Genomic DNA, 14,312 nt, shown 5'->3' on the forward strand with positions numbered 1-14,312 from the left:
GCGCGGGCTACAGACGAAGATCTCGGACGAGCCCGGCAGGGCCGGCCCCGCCTGCTCATTAGGCGTACACGTCCAAGGCCAACCGGACCTACCTGGCCGGTGACCTACCTTGTGACCAGGCTGGCGATGATCGTTGCCGCTACGAGGAAAGGCCCAAAAGGTAGCGGCTTTTGGAAGCCCGTGAGCCGCGCTCGGGTCACGGCGACGAAGGCGAAGGGTAGAGCCAGTAGGTAGGGAAGGACTGCACCGAGGATGACTCCTTCCCATCCCAGGGTGCCGAGTGGGAGCCCGGTCAGGGCCGCGAGTCGTACGTCGCCCATGCCCACCCGGCTGGCCCCGACCGCGACCAGCGCGGTGTAGCCGCCGCCCAGGATGGTGGCGGCCAGCAACGGGGTGAGCAACCGGGATGGTTGCCCGGCAAGGGCCGCCGCAAGGCACAGCAGTACTGCTATGGCAGCCGCGGCACCGCCGATCAGGCGGGTAGGTAGACGCTGAGTCACGAGATCGATCCACGCCAACGACACGCCGACGATGGTGAACACCATCCAGGCAGCCAGCAGAAGCATCTCGCGGGACCCGTGGGGTGGATGCCGCCACGACAGTCCTGCAGCCACCAGCGCGGTGCAGGCGCCAGCCAATAGTCCGCCGAACCACTGGGTCCGGGGACTTCGTGTCCGGCCGGCGATCCAAACGCCAGCGGTGTGGGGCACGAACACCGCGGCCAGTGCCCCGGACACTGCACCGGTGATCACGAGGCTGGGTGTCATGTGTCGGTGGGAAGTCGTCGTCGCTCGCCGTTGACGCGGCGCCGGTCGCCGAGTGCGGCGGGTGGCATGTAGCGGCGGACCTGCCGGCTGGATCTGCCGACACGGGCGGCGATGTCATCGGGATGCATGGTCGGGTCGCGCCGAAGCCAGTAGGCGACCGCGGCGGCGGTCTGGGTGGGGACGACGTCGCGGCCAGCATCATCGTGTAGTGGCGGACCGGCTGGTCCGCCGGGCCCGTCGGCCGGGATGTCAGAACCGCCGTCAGCGGTGGTCCCGCCACCTGCCGGGTGACCCTCTGCAGGTGGGGCGCCGGCCACCTCGGGGGTGGTGGTGTCGCCGCCCCCGGTGGACTCGCTTGCCTGGCTCGGCAGTTCGGTCCGGGCTGCCTCGCCCGCGGGGTCGGCGGGCGACAGGTCGCTGTGGGAGGCGGCGTTCCGGCCGATCCTCGGCTCCGGAGCGGCCAGCCCTGGATCGTCGGAGGCCCCCGCAGCTGTCGACGGTTCCATCGGGGGCCTTGCCGTGGGCCGTGCTGGGGGTGCGGCTATCGGTTCCGGGGCCGTGACGGGTCTAAGTTCGTATGCCGCGAGTGGGGGCCCGGGTGGATTGTGGTCGGCGGTCTCGATGCGGCCGGAGATCTCGACGAGGCAGATGCTGGCCACGACAATGAGGCCGTCGACGGACAGCGGCAGCAGGTACGGCGAGGCACCGGTTTCGCCGTATCGGGCGGCGACCGCGGTCATGTGCCAGTAGGACACCCAGGCGGCGATCCCGGCGATGACGGTGGTCGCGAGCAGCCGGACGGCTGCCAGGGACCGGCGGTAGACGGGCACGCGGGAGATCAGTTCAACGGTGAGCAGCAAAGCGAGGGGCGGCCAGGCGGCGATGGCCTGACTGATCGGGTTGGGCAGCGCATGCAGCATGTTCGCCGCGACGGACGCGGCGACACCGACGACGAGCGCGACGCGTACTGCCCAGCGCAGCCGTCTCCACCGCTTCGTCTCGTCGCGGACGCCCTGGCGCCGAACCGCCTGGGCGGGAACGGCAACGGCTGCCGCAGGCGCGGCCGGCGGTTGTGGGACGTCGGCGTAGCGGGCCGGCCGGGTGCCGTTGAGCGTCGTGGCGGTCATGTGGCACCTCCGGGTCCTGGCTGCAGGGGCACTCGGCGGTGGCGGGTTTGCAGGTCGGCGACGAGTGTGTCGGCCAGCGCGAGGGTGTCGTCGCCGGGTTCGACGTCGAGTTCGGCGGCGGCGGTGGTGACGGCGCGGCGCAGCGCGCGGATGTCGTCGAGATGGCCGAGCCGGGCGTGGGCGCGCATCGCGGCCTGGTAGAGGTTCTCGGCGTAGGGGTGCAGCCCGATCGCGGGGGTGAGGATGTCGAGTTGTTCTTCGGGTTGGTCGGTGAGGGCTTCGACCAGGGCGGTGGTGGCGTCGAGGGCCTGCCGGCGGACGGCCTCGCGGTAGGGCTCGATCCACAGGTAGTCGTGGCCCTCGGCGAGCGCGCCGCGGTAGGTGGTGACGGCGCGACGCAGCGCGCCGATCCGCTCGACCGGATCGGCGGTGGCGGCCTCGGTGATCGCGGCGCGCATCTGGCACAGGTCGACCCGAACGGTGGCGGGGTTGAGCACGTAGCGCAGCCGTGGATGGGTGACGTACTCGCCTGGGCCGCCGTTGTGGCGCAGGACGCCGCGGAGGTCGGAGACGTAGGTGTGCAGCCGGTGCCCGGCCTTGCTCTTGGGGGCATCGGGCAGCAGATCTTCGAGGATGGCGTCGACGGTGGCGCTGCCGCCGTTGGCGGCCAGGTAGACGAGAAGTTCCAGGGATTTGGGGCGAGGTGCCCGTTGGGGGTCGGCGTCGACGATCGCGGCGCCGCCGAGGACGGTCACGTCGGCGCTGCCCGGCAGTACGACGGTCGTCTCTGCGCCGCCGGCGATGTCGGCGGCAGGGTCAGCCGACGGGTGGTCGGTGGCCGGTGTGGCGGCCTCGCGGCCGTGTGTTGCAACCGGCTCGCTGGGCGCGGGCGTCGCCGGCTCTGTTTCGTCGTCAGCGGGGCTTGTGCCCTGCGTCTGATCGAGCGTCCCAGCCTCGGTGAGTTCGGCGGGGTAGTGATGGCTGGAAGGCGCGTCCGCCGGGGTGGCCTCATGGGTCGCTTCGGTGGCGGCGGAGGCCGCGTTGTCGGTGGCGGGGTCGGAGGCTGACGTCGCGGGGTGGGGATCGGCGGGGGCCGGTGGCTGGGGTCGTCCGGTGTGGGACTCGGCGAGGGTGGTGATGAGGTCGGCGGCCTCGGTGGGGTCGATGACGGTGAGGCGTCCGACGTCGGCGGGGTGGGTGCCGTGGCGGGTCGCGTCGCCGTCGGCGGGGCGGGTGGTGCCGTCGGTGGCGACGTCGATGGTGTCGCCGTCGGGCCAGTCGCCGAGGATGACGCCGTGGATGTCGAGGCGTTGTCCTTGGGCGAGCAGGGCCGCGACGCGGGTGCGTTCGTGGCGGCCGGTGGTGTCGGCGATCAGCAGGATCGGTGGCAGTGGTTCTTCGTAGGGGTCGGCGGTGCGCAGGGCGGCGACGTCGTCGACTTCGTGTTGGTAGACCAGTCGGGTGCGGTGCAGGGTTTGGGTTTCGAGCAGGTCGAGGGCTTCGTCAAGGCCGGCGGTGACGGTCAGCCTCGGGGTGTTCGGCAGGGTGACGGCGGCGGCGCCGAGCAGGGTGGCGGCGGTGGCGGAGGCCATGACGACCCAGGTGCGGGCATCGGGGTCGTCGAGGCCGCCGCCGGCGAGGCCGGCGACGAAGAATCCGCGGGCTGCGGCGACGGCGCCCGGCCCGACCAGGCCGGCCCCGGCCGGTGGCCACACCGCGGCGAGGGGGTGGGCCAGGGCCGGTACGACCGGGCCCGGCGCTAGTGCGCCGTTCTGCGCGTCGTCGACGTCTCCGGCGTCGCTGGTGTCGGCTTCGTACGTGTCCTGTTCGCCGGTGCGGGGGGCCGAGTCGGCGCTCGTAGCGCCGCGGCCGGGACCGTCGGCGGGGTCATCGTCGTCCCGGTCCGGGAACAACGCGTCGACGTCGGGCGGGCGGGAGGCTGGTTTAAGCAGGCCACGGCGGATCTGGGTCACGACGGGTGGCAGGGGGGCGAGGTCGAGGTCGTCGGCGTGTGAGGGTGTCCCGAGTGGTCGGGGGGCGTAGCGGCGACGTCGGTGCACCCAGACGAGGGCTGCGGCGGCGGAGATCGCGAGGCCGAAGCCGAGGTCGATCCAGCTGCCCGAGAGCAGGGAGACCCCGCGAGGGCTGCCGCGGTCGGCGGTGGGCGCGTCGGTGGCGTTGGCGCTCGGCTCGGTTGCGGTGTTGGGGGTGGAGGTCCGCGGATTGGCGGTTGCGTTGGGTGGCGTCACCGGGGCGGTTGCGTCGCCTGATGCCGGGTTGGTGGCCGCGGGCCGGGTCGCAGCGGTGGACGTCGCGGGGGTGGCTGGCGACGGGCTGGTCGCGGTGGTGGGCCGCGGCGGATCGGGCTTCGGATGCGCTTGTTTCGGTGGGTCGCTACGGACGTCCGCGCCGTGGGGTGCGGTGGCGTCGTCGGGCAATCGCAGCGTCCAGCCTGGATAGATGAGGTTCGGATTTCTAAGGGTGCCGCCGACGTCGGCGAAGTGGGTGCCGCGGTTCAGCGCGTAGATCTCGGGCCACCGGTTGGCGTCGCCGAGGCACTGGCCGGCGATCTCGGAGAGGGTGTCGCCGCGTTGGACGGTGTAGGTGTACGCGCGACCGGCGGTCACGAGCGTCAACCGGCCGAGAGGGGTGCCGGCCCTCGTCGCGTGGGGTTCACGTGCTTCGGTGTGCTGAGGGTCAGCCGGCCGTTGTTCGGCGGCCGGCGCGACGCCCGCCGGTTCGGCCCGGACGGGCTGCACGACGGTCGGGACCTGGGCGCGGTGTTCCACAGCTTGGTGCTCGGTCGCCGTGGCGGGGGCCGCCTGGGCCGGCGGGGACAGGCCGGGGGCGGCCTGCGCGGCGGTGGCGAGCATCCCGCCGGTGATGAGCGCGACCAGCAGGGCCACCAGCCCTCGCGTGGGGGTGAGGGCGCGGGGTTGAGGCAATCGTATTCCGGTGAGGGCTGCGGCGAGTTCGGCGAGTGTGGACCACGCGAACGAGGCCCAGGCAAGCCAGAGCATCGCGGTGAGCAGGGCGCCGAGGGTGCGGTCGTTCATCGGCGAGGTGAGCAGGGTGCTGATGTCGGCCCAGGAGGGCGGGTGGGTGGGCCAGGGCCGGTCGAGGTAGTGCAGCAGGGCCCAGGGCGGCGCGGCGAGGAGCAGCGCCAGCACCGTCGCGCCGGTGAGCCGGCGCAGGGTGGAGGTGAGCGACGCGAGCACGAGGGGCCTCTTCCGACGGGGTGGTCTGGTCAGGTGGCGGTGGTGACTCCGGTGGCCGCGGTGGCGGCGGCGGCGGCGTCAAGGGGGATGGTGGTGACGCCGATCAGGTACAGCAGTTGGGTCCGCCGGACGCCGGTGACCGTGACCGTGACGGCGGTGGTGGTGGCGGTGGCGGTTCCGGTGGTGCCGGATCGGGCGAGGAAGCGTTGAGCCGCGCTGGCTGCGGCGTCGGGGTCGAGTTGGACGACACCTGTGTTGCGGTAGGTGGCGAGGTCGATCTCGCGGGCGCCGGCGCGGGCGGCGGCCTGGGCCCGGTCGTAGAGGCGGACCTGGTCGGCCATGGCCATGCCCGCGTCGAGGACGAGTCCGGCGAGCAGGATCACCATGAGCGTGCCGACGACGGTCCAGGGGGTGATCATGCCGCGGTCGTCAGCGCGTAACCTGCCGCGCATGCGCCGCAGCCGGGCGGTCCACGGCAGCGCGGACGCGCGCGACGCTGCCGCAACGGGCACTGTGGTCGGCGGTCTCATGGCGGTGTCCCCCGATAGGTGTCAAGCGGCTGGGTGGCTTCACCGGTCACCGTCATGGCGCCGGGCATTCCCACGCCGAAGAGATCCCGCAGGGCGATGGTGCAATCGACGGTGACGGTGACCTGGCCGCCGGGAGCCATCGACCCTGCGTTGACGCGGACGGCGCGGGGACGGCAGGTCAGGGTGCGGCCGGTCAGTGTCACGGCGGCGGCGTCCTCGGCGCCCGCTGCGGCTGCGGCCGGGGTGTAGGTCAGTGATGCCTGTCGGGCCGCCGCGGCGGCGGCCGAGTTGACGTCCATCTGGGCCGACACGATGCGGGCGACGGCGATCACGGCGACCACCGTCAGCACCATGATCGGTACATAGCCGAGCGCGACCTCGACGAAGACGGAGCCGCGGTCGCCGGACAGCCGCCCGCGCATCGCCTGACGCCGCCGCGGGCCGCTCATCGCGGGGCTCCGAACGGGGCGACGGCGAGGGTCTGCGGCCGGAACCGCTCGGTGGGGGCGCTGACCGTGGTCTGAATGGGGATGCGCACGCCGAACAGTGCGGGGGCATGGCCCCGGATGGTGACGGTCGCGGTGTCGGCGCTGCGGGTCACGGTCACGGTCGGTTCGTCGATGAAGGCTCCGGCGAACTGCTGCAGGATCGCGGTGGCGTCGCCTCGCCCAGCGGTAGCGGTACCGTCGAGCACCCGGGTGGTCTGCAGGGCATGGTTGGCGGCGTGCTGCGCTCCGAGTTGTCCCAAGGCCCACATGCCGACCTGCACGCCGAGGGCGAAGACCAGCAGTAGCAGCGGCCACGCGAGGACCATCTCGGCGGTGACGGATCCTCGGTCGCCGGATATGCGGGCGCGTACCCGGGCCCACCAGCGAGGTGCCCGCACGCCGGTCGTGTCTGGCGGGCGGACACGACCGGCGCTGCGGGTCTCGAACTGTCGGGAGGACGGCATGAGCGTTCACATGCCGCCGAAGGTGAGCGCGTTGAACCAGTCCGACAGTTTGCCGGTGAGGATCGGGTAGACGATCAGGACGGCGGCGATGACCGCGGAGATCCAGAGGACCTTCTCCGTGGTCTCACTGCCGCGCTCGTCGGATTCGCGCAGCGTGTGCAGCCGGCCGGCCAGTGTCGTCTGCAGCAGGATCAGCGTGGTCATCAGACGGTGGCGGTTCATCATGGGGTTCCTTCCTCCGTGGGTGCCGGGTGGCGGTCCGGCAAAGGTGTTTCGGGCAGCGTGGTACTCCCCCGCGCAGTCGAGGGCTGCGCCGGTCGTCGATGTCGGGTCCGGAGGTGAAGGGCCGTACGGGTCGTTCGGCCTCTGGTCAGAAGCGGCTGATGGCGGCGATGGCGGGATAGAGCAGGAAGGTCATGTAGGCGAGGGCGAGCAGCATCACGGGCAGGGCCATGCGTTCGGTGGCGGAGTGCGCCTGGGTTTCCTGCGCGGTGCCCTGGTGGGCGCGCAGCGTCGCGGCGCGGGCGGTCAGCGAGGTGCGGATGCGGGCGCCTTCGGCGCCGGCGAGGCTCATCGTCGCGGCGAGTTCTTGGAGCTCGACGACGCCGGTGTCCTCGCCGAGCTGGCCGAGGGTGCGCCACGGGGGAACCCGCAGCAGGCGGGAGGTGGCCACGGCGTGGTGGAGGCGGGCGGCTGCCCAGCCGTTGGTGTCGGTGCAGGCGTCGTCGAGCGCCTGTTCGAGTCCGGCGCCGCCGGCCAGGGAGATGACGACCAGGTCGAGGACGGCGGACAGGGCGTGCCGCAGCTCGGCGCGGCGGCGTGTCGCCTCGGCGTGCACGGTGGATTCGGCCAGCCACCAGCCGCCCGCCGCGCCGGCCAGGGACACCCACAACGGTGTGGTGGGGCCGAAGGTGCTGCTGGCGTCGGTCAGGACGGCGACCGCGAGCGGGGGCAGGATGAGTCCGGCGATCACGGCGAGCACCTGGTCGGCCAGGTGTGTGGCTACCGGACGTTCGAGTACGGCAAGGTCGGCGCGGGTGCGCGTCCCGGGCAGGCCGAGCGTTCGCAACGGCGCCGACAGCGCGCGGATGCGTGTCGTGGTCGGTGGGTCGAGGGGGGTGGGTGGGCGATGCAGTCCGGCCAGGGTTTCGGCCAGGGTCGGCCGTGCCGGGACCAGGCCGGCGACGATCAGGAGCAGGCCGAGACCGGCGACGGCGCCGACGATCAGCACAGAGGTGTTCATGCGAGCCTCCCGGCCGCCACGTCGGTCTCGCCCGGGTTTGCGAGGATGCGTGGCGGCTGCTGGATGCGGGAGGTGCGGGCCATCCACACGAAACCCGCGGTGAAGATCCCGCCCACCAGGAGCAGGACGATCTGCCCGGTGACGGTGCCGTACGGGGCGAGGAAGCCGCGGTTGAGCACCAGCAGACCGACGATCATGGCGACGGTGGTGCCGGTGATCATGCGGGCGGTGGTGCGGGTCGCGGCCCGTTTCGTGGTGACGCGCATCCGGATGGACGCCTGCTCGCGGGCGGTCTTGGCGAGGCTGCTCAGGCAGTCGGTCAGCTGACCGCCGTGGTAGCCGGCGGCCTGCAGGAGCGCGCGGACGACGAGGTCGCCGGTGGGATCGGCCAGGTCGCGGGCGAATAGCCGCAGGGCGTCCGGCAGCCGGATTCCCGCTCGCGGCGCCGCGGCCAACGTTTGGACGTGGGCCCGGATCGGCAGTGGGGTGACCGGGGCGGTGGCGGCGATGGCCTGCTCGAGCCCGGCCGCCGAGGACAGGGTGTCGCGCAGCAGTTCGGCCCAGGTCGCGATCGCCTCGATGCGGGCCAGGTCCTGCCGCGATTCACGGTCGGGACCCAGGATCCGCGGCAACGCCCACACCGCGGCGGCGGTGAGGATCGCCGCGACCGGCCAGCGGGTGGCCAGGGCCGCGCCGACCCCAGCCGCGGCGGCGAGCAGCGCCCGGGTGCGATCCGCCGCGGTGAACCCCCGCCGGCGCCGGGCCGGGGCCGGACCGGCGGGTCGGGGGCGCAGCCCGTCGAGGATGAGGGTGAGTCCGGCGGCGCAGGTCAGCCCGAGCAGGATCGGCGTCAGCTGCATGCTCACCACCGGTCCTGGAGCAGGTTCGGGTCGAAGCCGGCGGCGACGAGGTCGTCGAGGGTGTCGGTGCGCATGGGTGAGCCGGGTATCGCGCGCCGGTCCGGGCCGGGCCGGTAGATCTCGTTGGAGGGGACCTGCTCACCGGTGGTCTCCAGAACCTGCAGTACGGAGGAGACGACGCGGGTGCCGTCGGTGGCGACGTCGAGGTGGACGACGAAGTCGACGGCCTGGCCGATGAGCATGTTCGCGGCGTCGAACGTGAGTCTCTCCGGGGCGGCCATCACATACATGCCCAGGCGCAGCAGTGCCTGCTTCGAGGTGCTCGCGTGGATCGTGCACATCGACCCGTCGTTGCCCTGCGACATGGCGAACAGCATCTGCAGGGCTTCCGCGCCGCGGGCTTCGCCGACGATGACGCGGTCGGGACGCATCCGCAGCCCCCACTTGACCATGGTGGCCATGTCGATGCCGCCGACACCTTCCAGGTTCGGTTCGCGCTGCTGCAACGCGGTGGCGTTCGGGTGCGCGTCGAGGTCCTCGTCGAGGCCGAGTTCGAAGGCGTCTTCGACGGTGACGATCCGCTCCAGGGGATCGATCTCGTAGGCGGCGGCCCGTAGCAGGGTGGTCTTGCCGATTCCCGTCCCGCCGCAGAAGACGAGGTTCTTGCGGGATCGGACCATGGCGGCGATCAGCGCCCGCAGTGCCGGGCTGAGCTCGCCGCGCTCGAGCAGGTCGTCGAGCGTGACCCGGTGCAGGGTGTTGCGGCGGATGGAGAGGCTGGGCCGCTTCGCGACCGCCATCACCGCGAACAGTCGCTGGCCGCCGGGTAGCCGCAGCGACAGTGATGGGCTGCCGCGGTCGAAGCGGCGTTCCTCCTGACCGCTGCGGGCGGCGGCGATCTGGATCAGATCGATCAGGTCGTCGTCGCTGGCGGCGACGGGTGCGGCCCGCAGCCGCTGGTTGTCGATGGTACGTACCCACACGTTGTCGCAGCCGTTGACGAAGATGTCCTCGACGTGGGGGTCGTCGACCAGGCGCTGCAGGGCGCCCAGGCCGGTGAACGAGTCCCGCAGTGCGCGGGCCACCGCCGCCTCGATGTGCGGCGACAGCGGCGCTCGTCCCTGGCTGATGTCGGCGCGGGCGTTGGTGTCGATCTCCTGGGCGATGAACAAGGCGATGGCCTGGTCGCGTTCGGTGTCGCTCATCGTTCCTGCGGCGGCGAGTCTGTCGCTGATGGCGGCACGCAGCCGGGCGACGACGTCCAACGGTGCCGGCACGCGCTCGCCACCTCGGCCGTTCCTCGCGTTGACGACGTTCGGGACGATGGTCATGACACGGTCCTCAGCTCGGCCGGTTGCGGCGCTGCAGCGAGCTGCCCGGCGAGGGCCTTGAGGGCCTGACCGAGGCGGGTCCGTACCCATGCCCGGCCGGTCATCCGTCCGGTCAGGGCACCCGCACCCCACCGGTCGTGTGGCAGCTGCGCCCAGACCGGGGCGCCCAACTGGTCGGCGATCTCCGGCGCCGAGTAGCGGCTCTTGCCGCTCACCGCGAGGCCGATCACACCAGGACGTGCCGAGCGTTGTAGGTCGGGCAGCCGGGTGAACAGGTGATTGAGGTGTTCGTCGCCCGGGTGGGTGACGAGCACGACCGCGTCTGCGGCCGGGAGCAGCCGGAGTGCGGGACTGTCGACGTAGAGGCGTCCGAGGTCGAGGACCACGACGGGGGCCAGGTGTCGCACCGCCGCCTCCGGATGTGCGGCCAGCACGGCGACGGCGCTGGCCGCTTCGCGGGGGTCGCCGGGTCCGGCGATCGCGTTGAACCCGAGCGGCAGTTGCTGAACGAACAAGGCGGCGCCGATGACCGGGGCGCCGTGGCGAGCCGCGGCGGCCAGGCGGTTGAGGCCCGGTCCCTGCGACAGCCCGAACCGGGCGGCGAGCACCCCGCCGCAGGGGTCCGCCTCGACCGCCAGCGCGGGATGCTGCGGCCAGAGCGCGGCCAAGCCGAGGGCGGTGCAGGACGCCCCGGGTGCTCCGGAGATGGATCCGACCCCGATCACGATCGGCTCGGTGTGAACGTCTGCGGTCACCGCGGGGCTCCGATCTGGACGAGCGACGCGTCGCCGCTGGCCGAGGCGACGGTCTCGGCGCTGTCGGCGGCGAGCAACAGGGTCACGAGCCGGGTGCCGACCTGGTCGGCTTCCGTCGACACGGACACGACGGTGGCTACCGCCCGCCGGGTGCCGTCAGTGTTCTTCGCGGCGCCGTTGCCGGCGGCGGTGTTCTGGCCGGCGTTGCTCGGCACCACGAGCACGACGACGGTGGCGCCGGCGGCCAGATCGGCGGGCGCCCGGCCGGGCTTGACCGCCAGCGCGATGACGGCCTGCCCGCTCGGCGGCCACGCAGCGGGTCCGACCTGCGCAGTGGTCAGCAGCACTCCCTGGGGGATCGGCGCGGCAGCGGTCCGGCCCACGACCTCGCTGCGGCTGCTGGCCGCGATCAGCGCCAGACCGGACGTGTTCGCGACGCGGACAACCGTGAGATCGCTGTCGGTGATGGATTTGCCTGCGGCGATCGGGCGGGCCGTGGACAGGAACGCCTCGTCGGCGTGCTGGCGCAGGTCCACCTGCCAGAAGACGACCACCGTCGCGATCACGATCAGCACTCCGGCGGCGATCCTCCTGCCTGAGCGTCGACCGGGGCGGCGCGTGACCGGCGGCACGGTGGGCGGGAGCGAACTCGCCTCGCGGGTCGCGGCCGGGGGACGGGAGCGGTCGGTCGTGACGCTCATGCGGCTGCACCCCCGTTGATCGCCTGCGATTCGGCCACTCGGACGGCCAGGGTGGAGGTGGTGGTCAGCGGCGGCAGGGTGCCGTCGGTCCCACCGCCGGCCCAGGACACGGTCCAGGTCACCGTGGCGCGCACCGTGAACGCCGCGTTGGAGGCGCTGGCAGACGACTGGCGGAACACGTGACCGCAGTTCGGTGAGGCGGCGGTCGGATCGGCGCCGGCCCGCCAGGGCGTGCCCGGACCCTTGCAGGTCACCGTGGCGCCGTCGCCCATGTCCCAGCGCACCTGCGTCGGCCGGGCGGTCGCCGTGACCGAGACGCCGGGCACGGAGGCGGTCGCGGACCGGGCTCCCCAGGTCGACCGGTCGACCCACAGCCAGATCGGCACTTGGACGAGCAGGTCGTGTCTCGGGTCCGGATTTGCCCGGATCCGTGGCGATGGCAGGGCGAGGTCCGCGGACGCCTGGCGGGCGAGGACGGCCGGGTCGACAGGTGCGGGCGGAGTCGCGATCCACTGCGGTGCCGTGCCGAGCGCGCTTGTGTCGCTGCCGCAGACCTGCATGTACCAGCCGCCGCTGTGGGGATCGACGCCCGCCGGCGGTGGCTGATCCACCTTGACCCAGTGACACGGGTCGTGGTCGCCCCCGCCCGAGCCGCCGTCAGAGTCGCCGCTCCCATCGCCGCCATGGCCACCGGGCCGTGCCGGGGTGCCCACGGTGACCGTGCATCCCGGCGACTGCGGATGAGCGTTGCAGTCGACCGGGTCCCACGGGTCGTCGGCGAACGCGCGCGTACCAGACAGCAGAATGACGACCAGGACGGCTGCGCTGGTGAGGAGTCTGGTGATCGGACGGCTCAGCATGTGCCCTTCTCCCGTACCGCGAAGCTCGTGACCTTCCAGACCCCGCCTTGCGACGTCACCGTCGCGCTCGTCGAACGGCGCCCGCCCGGGATGTCGTCGGCCTTCTCACCGGACGCCTTGTAGACCAGGAAGTTGGTGCTGTCGAGGCAGTCGGCGATGATGACCGTCGTCGGAGCCGCGGCCGGGGTCGCCTCGACGGCTGACGGGCTGGAGCCGTACTCCCCCTTGAACACCTGTCCCTTGGCTCTGTAGCCGGCGAGGCCGTCGCGCAGCAGCTTCAGCGCGGGATCGCTCGCGTAGACGGCGAGGTCGGGTTCGTCGGGGTTCGCGGTGAGGCCAGCCTTGGCATATGCCTTCCACATCCCCCGGTACGCCGCTACAGCCTTCGCCTCGGCTGCCGCCTTGTCATCGGGCGGCGCTGCGACACTCGGCGGCGCCGAAACGCTCGGCGGACCCGCCGGCGTCTGCGCTGGCTTCGGCCCGCTGCACCCGACGACGCCCAGAACGGCTGTCAGCGCCAGGGCCGCCGGGACGAACGACCGGCGACGCGGCCCCGCCGTCGAACGGACGACCGGTCGTTGATCACTTGGTCGGGCGTAGTGCGCGCTCGACGAGTGGGATACCACACCACACCCCCGCGTGATGTTGAGGACACGGAAAGCAATTACTACACCCGCACCCCCCACTCCTCGCAACGTCCACCAGCGCGTCACAATCACCGCGCGAGGGTCCTGACAGCAGGAGTAGAAACGGCCATCAGCTGAGAAACCCGGCGCACGCAGAGTCGGTTGTTCCTCTTTGCACCGATGTCGGGGACCTTTACAATCATCGAAATCTCATGGAAAGAAGTACATCGATGCCCGAAGACGACGGCCTGCGGCCCGATCCGCATCGCGCAGCCGAGCAGCTCTGCGAGCATCCCGACGCCATCGGCGCCCTGCTGGAGCTATACGCGGCCGGCGGCTCGGCGGACCTCGGACATCTCATGCGTGCGTACCCTGAGACCCCGATCGACGGGGCGCTGCGATGGCTGACCGCGCAGCGCCTGGTTCACCGCAACGGTGGCGCGGGCAGCATCGACGACGTCGACCACTGCGCCACCTTCACCCTCACCGCGCTGGGGGAGGCGCTGGCGTCCTCCGTGGCCGCGTTCGCGACGTTCGCGGAGCAGACATCTTGGGATCCGAAATCGAGCAACGGTCGCCCCCGGTGGTCTCTGCGCCCGTGCCGGCACGCCCGTTGATCACCTACTCCAAAAGGCACAAGGGAAACACGAAGATCGTCTATACTCGCTATCTTGCCCGACTTGATCTACAAGTCACCGGGGAGGCAGGGGTTGGACTTCGGCAGGCTTTACGATGCGCTTCACTTCTTCTCGCACCGCAGCACGCTGGAGATCCTCGCGGTGCTGGAAAACAGGCCGTGGAGGTACTCCGCTCTGATCAGGGAGGTCCAGCGCGAGGTACCGAGCAGCAACACGGTCAACGACGCACTGCATCGCCTTGTCGAGGCCGGTCTGGTCAGGCATGAAGGCGTGTACTACTCACTCACTGAACGCGGAAAACTCGCGCTGCCCTTGACGAAGGAATACGTCGAACGACTCGATTGGTGGGTGCGTGACCAACAGGGCGACAACCACGAGTCTGACCATCGGCCCTTGTAGGGGTTCGGCCCTTCGCAGTTCGACGTGACGATCACCGCTGCACGCCTCGGGGCCATCTCTTGAGACAAAGAAAGATCAGCATTCTTACTCTGCGGGATCTGGGCGAGTGTGTCTCGGACTCGACAGTCGGATCCCGTCAAGCAGCGGCCGAGCGCAGAAACCATGGGCTGACGTGTGCGCTCGACCCTGACGCAGGGCAGGAACCGCCCGGGACTGCCGCGGCGAGCGCCAGCCACTATCGACACCGCAACGAGTGTTGCCCGTCCCGCAATCGCACCAGCGGGTGCGTCGTTCGGCTGACGGTC

At 71.6% G+C, this 14,312-nt stretch carries 16 protein-coding genes; 2 read left to right on the plus strand and 14 right to left on the minus strand.

Annotation, left to right across the window (positions count from 1 at the left end; translation table 11 throughout):
* Nucleotides 1-104: 104 nt before the first annotated feature.
* From ACMCNN_RS29475 to ACMCNN_RS29540, 14 genes are all read right to left on the minus strand, one after another.
* On the minus strand, nucleotides 105-767 hold the full coding sequence (locus ACMCNN_RS29475; protein ID WP_412743724.1) for a peptidase A24: 663 nt from the start codon (nucleotides 765-767) through the stop codon (nucleotides 105-107).
* On the minus strand, nucleotides 764-1,894 hold the full coding sequence (locus ACMCNN_RS29480; RefSeq protein ID WP_412743725.1) for a DUF2637 domain-containing protein: 1,131 nt from the start codon (nucleotides 1,892-1,894) through the stop codon (nucleotides 764-766). The genes ACMCNN_RS29475 and ACMCNN_RS29480 overlap by 4 nt, the downstream gene beginning before the upstream one ends.
* On the minus strand, nucleotides 1,891-5,112 hold the full coding sequence (locus ACMCNN_RS29485) for a BTAD domain-containing putative transcriptional regulator (protein ID WP_412743726.1): 3,222 nt from the start codon (nucleotides 5,110-5,112) through the stop codon (nucleotides 1,891-1,893). Before ACMCNN_RS29485 ends, ACMCNN_RS29480 begins: the two co-directional genes overlap by 4 nt.
* Before the next feature lie 29 nt (nucleotides 5,113-5,141).
* A complete protein-coding gene (locus tag ACMCNN_RS29490; protein WP_412743727.1) occupies nucleotides 5,142-5,531 on the minus strand; it encodes a pilus assembly protein TadG-related protein in 390 nt (129 codons plus the stop codon).
* A 107-nt stretch (nucleotides 5,532-5,638) separates the two neighbouring features.
* Entirely contained in the window at nucleotides 5,639-6,091 is a 453-nt protein-coding gene (locus tag ACMCNN_RS29495) for a TadE/TadG family type IV pilus assembly protein (protein WP_412743728.1), read from the minus strand.
* Nucleotides 6,088-6,528, minus strand: a complete 441-nt coding sequence (locus ACMCNN_RS29500) for a TadE/TadG family type IV pilus assembly protein (protein ID WP_412743729.1) — start codon at nucleotides 6,526-6,528, stop codon at nucleotides 6,088-6,090. Before ACMCNN_RS29500 ends, ACMCNN_RS29495 begins: the two co-directional genes overlap by 4 nt.
* A 72-nt stretch (nucleotides 6,529-6,600) precedes the next feature.
* A complete protein-coding gene (locus ACMCNN_RS29505) occupies nucleotides 6,601-6,816 on the minus strand; it encodes a hypothetical protein (protein WP_412743730.1) in 216 nt (71 codons plus the stop codon).
* A 148-nt stretch (nucleotides 6,817-6,964) separates the two neighbouring features.
* A complete protein-coding gene (locus tag ACMCNN_RS29510) occupies nucleotides 6,965-7,837 on the minus strand; it encodes a type II secretion system F family protein (protein WP_412743731.1) in 873 nt (290 codons plus the stop codon).
* On the minus strand, nucleotides 7,834-8,697 hold the full coding sequence (locus ACMCNN_RS29515; RefSeq protein WP_412747316.1) for a type II secretion system F family protein: 864 nt from the start codon (nucleotides 8,695-8,697) through the stop codon (nucleotides 7,834-7,836). Before ACMCNN_RS29515 ends, ACMCNN_RS29510 begins: the two co-directional genes overlap by 4 nt.
* 2 nt (nucleotides 8,698-8,699) lie before the next feature.
* Nucleotides 8,700-10,028 (minus strand): CpaF family protein, encoded by a 1,329-nt coding sequence (locus ACMCNN_RS29520; RefSeq protein ID WP_412743732.1) that lies wholly within the window; start codon nucleotides 10,026-10,028, stop codon nucleotides 8,700-8,702.
* Entirely contained in the window at nucleotides 10,025-10,756 is a 732-nt protein-coding gene (locus ACMCNN_RS29525; protein WP_412747317.1) for a hypothetical protein, read from the minus strand. Before ACMCNN_RS29525 ends, ACMCNN_RS29520 begins: the two co-directional genes overlap by 4 nt.
* Nucleotides 10,757-10,779: 23 nt before the next feature.
* The gene (locus ACMCNN_RS29530) at nucleotides 10,780-11,484 is read right to left on the minus strand and encodes an SAF domain-containing protein (RefSeq protein WP_412743733.1); all 705 of its coding nucleotides are present in this window, start codon (nucleotides 11,482-11,484) and stop codon (nucleotides 10,780-10,782) included.
* Nucleotides 11,481-12,344: a hypothetical protein gene (locus tag ACMCNN_RS29535; RefSeq protein ID WP_412743734.1), complete on the minus strand. Its 864-nt coding sequence runs from the start codon at nucleotides 12,342-12,344 to the stop codon at nucleotides 11,481-11,483. Before ACMCNN_RS29535 ends, ACMCNN_RS29530 begins: the two co-directional genes overlap by 4 nt.
* Complete coding sequence (locus tag ACMCNN_RS29540) at nucleotides 12,338-12,706, minus strand: hypothetical protein (protein ID WP_412743735.1); 369 nt, start codon at nucleotides 12,704-12,706, stop codon at nucleotides 12,338-12,340. Before ACMCNN_RS29540 ends, ACMCNN_RS29535 begins: the two co-directional genes overlap by 7 nt.
* A 494-nt stretch (nucleotides 12,707-13,200) precedes the next feature.
* Between ACMCNN_RS29540 and ACMCNN_RS29545 the strand changes: the two genes are divergently transcribed.
* Entirely contained in the window at nucleotides 13,201-13,587 is a 387-nt protein-coding gene (locus ACMCNN_RS29545) for a hypothetical protein (RefSeq protein ID WP_412743736.1), read from the plus strand.
* A gap of 54 nt (nucleotides 13,588-13,641) precedes the next feature.
* Nucleotides 13,642-14,007 (plus strand): winged helix-turn-helix transcriptional regulator, encoded by a 366-nt coding sequence (locus ACMCNN_RS29550; protein ID WP_412743737.1) that lies wholly within the window; start codon nucleotides 13,642-13,644, stop codon nucleotides 14,005-14,007.
* Nucleotides 14,008-14,312 lie beyond the last annotated feature (305 nt).

Origin of the sequence: Krasilnikovia sp. MM14-A1004, from assembly GCF_047159485.1 — a bacterium.
Taxonomy (GTDB): domain Bacteria; phylum Actinomycetota; class Actinomycetes; order Mycobacteriales; family Micromonosporaceae; genus Actinoplanes.

Excerpts from the sequence above, each read along its gene's own strand:
- ACMCNN_RS29475 (WP_412743724.1), bottom strand. The coding sequence starts at position 767 with ATGACACCCAGCCTCGTGATCACCGGTGCAGTGTCCGGGGCACTGGCC.
- ACMCNN_RS29480 (WP_412743725.1), bottom strand. The coding sequence starts at position 1,894 with ATGACCGCCACGACGCTCAACGGCACCCGGCCGGCCCGCTACGCCGAC.
- ACMCNN_RS29490 (WP_412743727.1), bottom strand. The coding sequence starts at position 5,531 with ATGATCACCCCCTGGACCGTCGTCGGCACGCTCATGGTGATCCTGCTC.
- ACMCNN_RS29495 (WP_412743728.1), bottom strand. The coding sequence starts at position 6,091 with ATGAGCGGCCCGCGGCGGCGTCAGGCGATGCGCGGGCGGCTGTCCGGC.
- ACMCNN_RS29505 (WP_412743730.1), bottom strand. The coding sequence starts at position 6,816 with ATGAACCGCCACCGTCTGATGACCACGCTGATCCTGCTGCAGACGACA.
- ACMCNN_RS29510 (WP_412743731.1), bottom strand. The coding sequence starts at position 7,837 with ATGAACACCTCTGTGCTGATCGTCGGCGCCGTCGCCGGTCTCGGCCTG.
- ACMCNN_RS29515 (WP_412747316.1), bottom strand. The coding sequence starts at position 8,697 with ATGCAGCTGACGCCGATCCTGCTCGGGCTGACCTGCGCCGCCGGACTC.
- ACMCNN_RS29520 (WP_412743732.1), bottom strand. The coding sequence starts at position 10,028 with ATGACCATCGTCCCGAACGTCGTCAACGCGAGGAACGGCCGAGGTGGC.
- ACMCNN_RS29530 (WP_412743733.1), bottom strand. The coding sequence starts at position 11,484 with ATGAGCGTCACGACCGACCGCTCCCGTCCCCCGGCCGCGACCCGCGAG.
- ACMCNN_RS29535 (WP_412743734.1), bottom strand. The coding sequence starts at position 12,344 with ATGCTGAGCCGTCCGATCACCAGACTCCTCACCAGCGCAGCCGTCCTG.
- ACMCNN_RS29540 (WP_412743735.1), bottom strand. The coding sequence starts at position 12,706 with ATGTGGAAGGCATATGCCAAGGCTGGCCTCACCGCGAACCCCGACGAA.
- ACMCNN_RS29545 (WP_412743736.1), top strand. The coding sequence starts at position 13,201 with ATGCCCGAAGACGACGGCCTGCGGCCCGATCCGCATCGCGCAGCCGAG.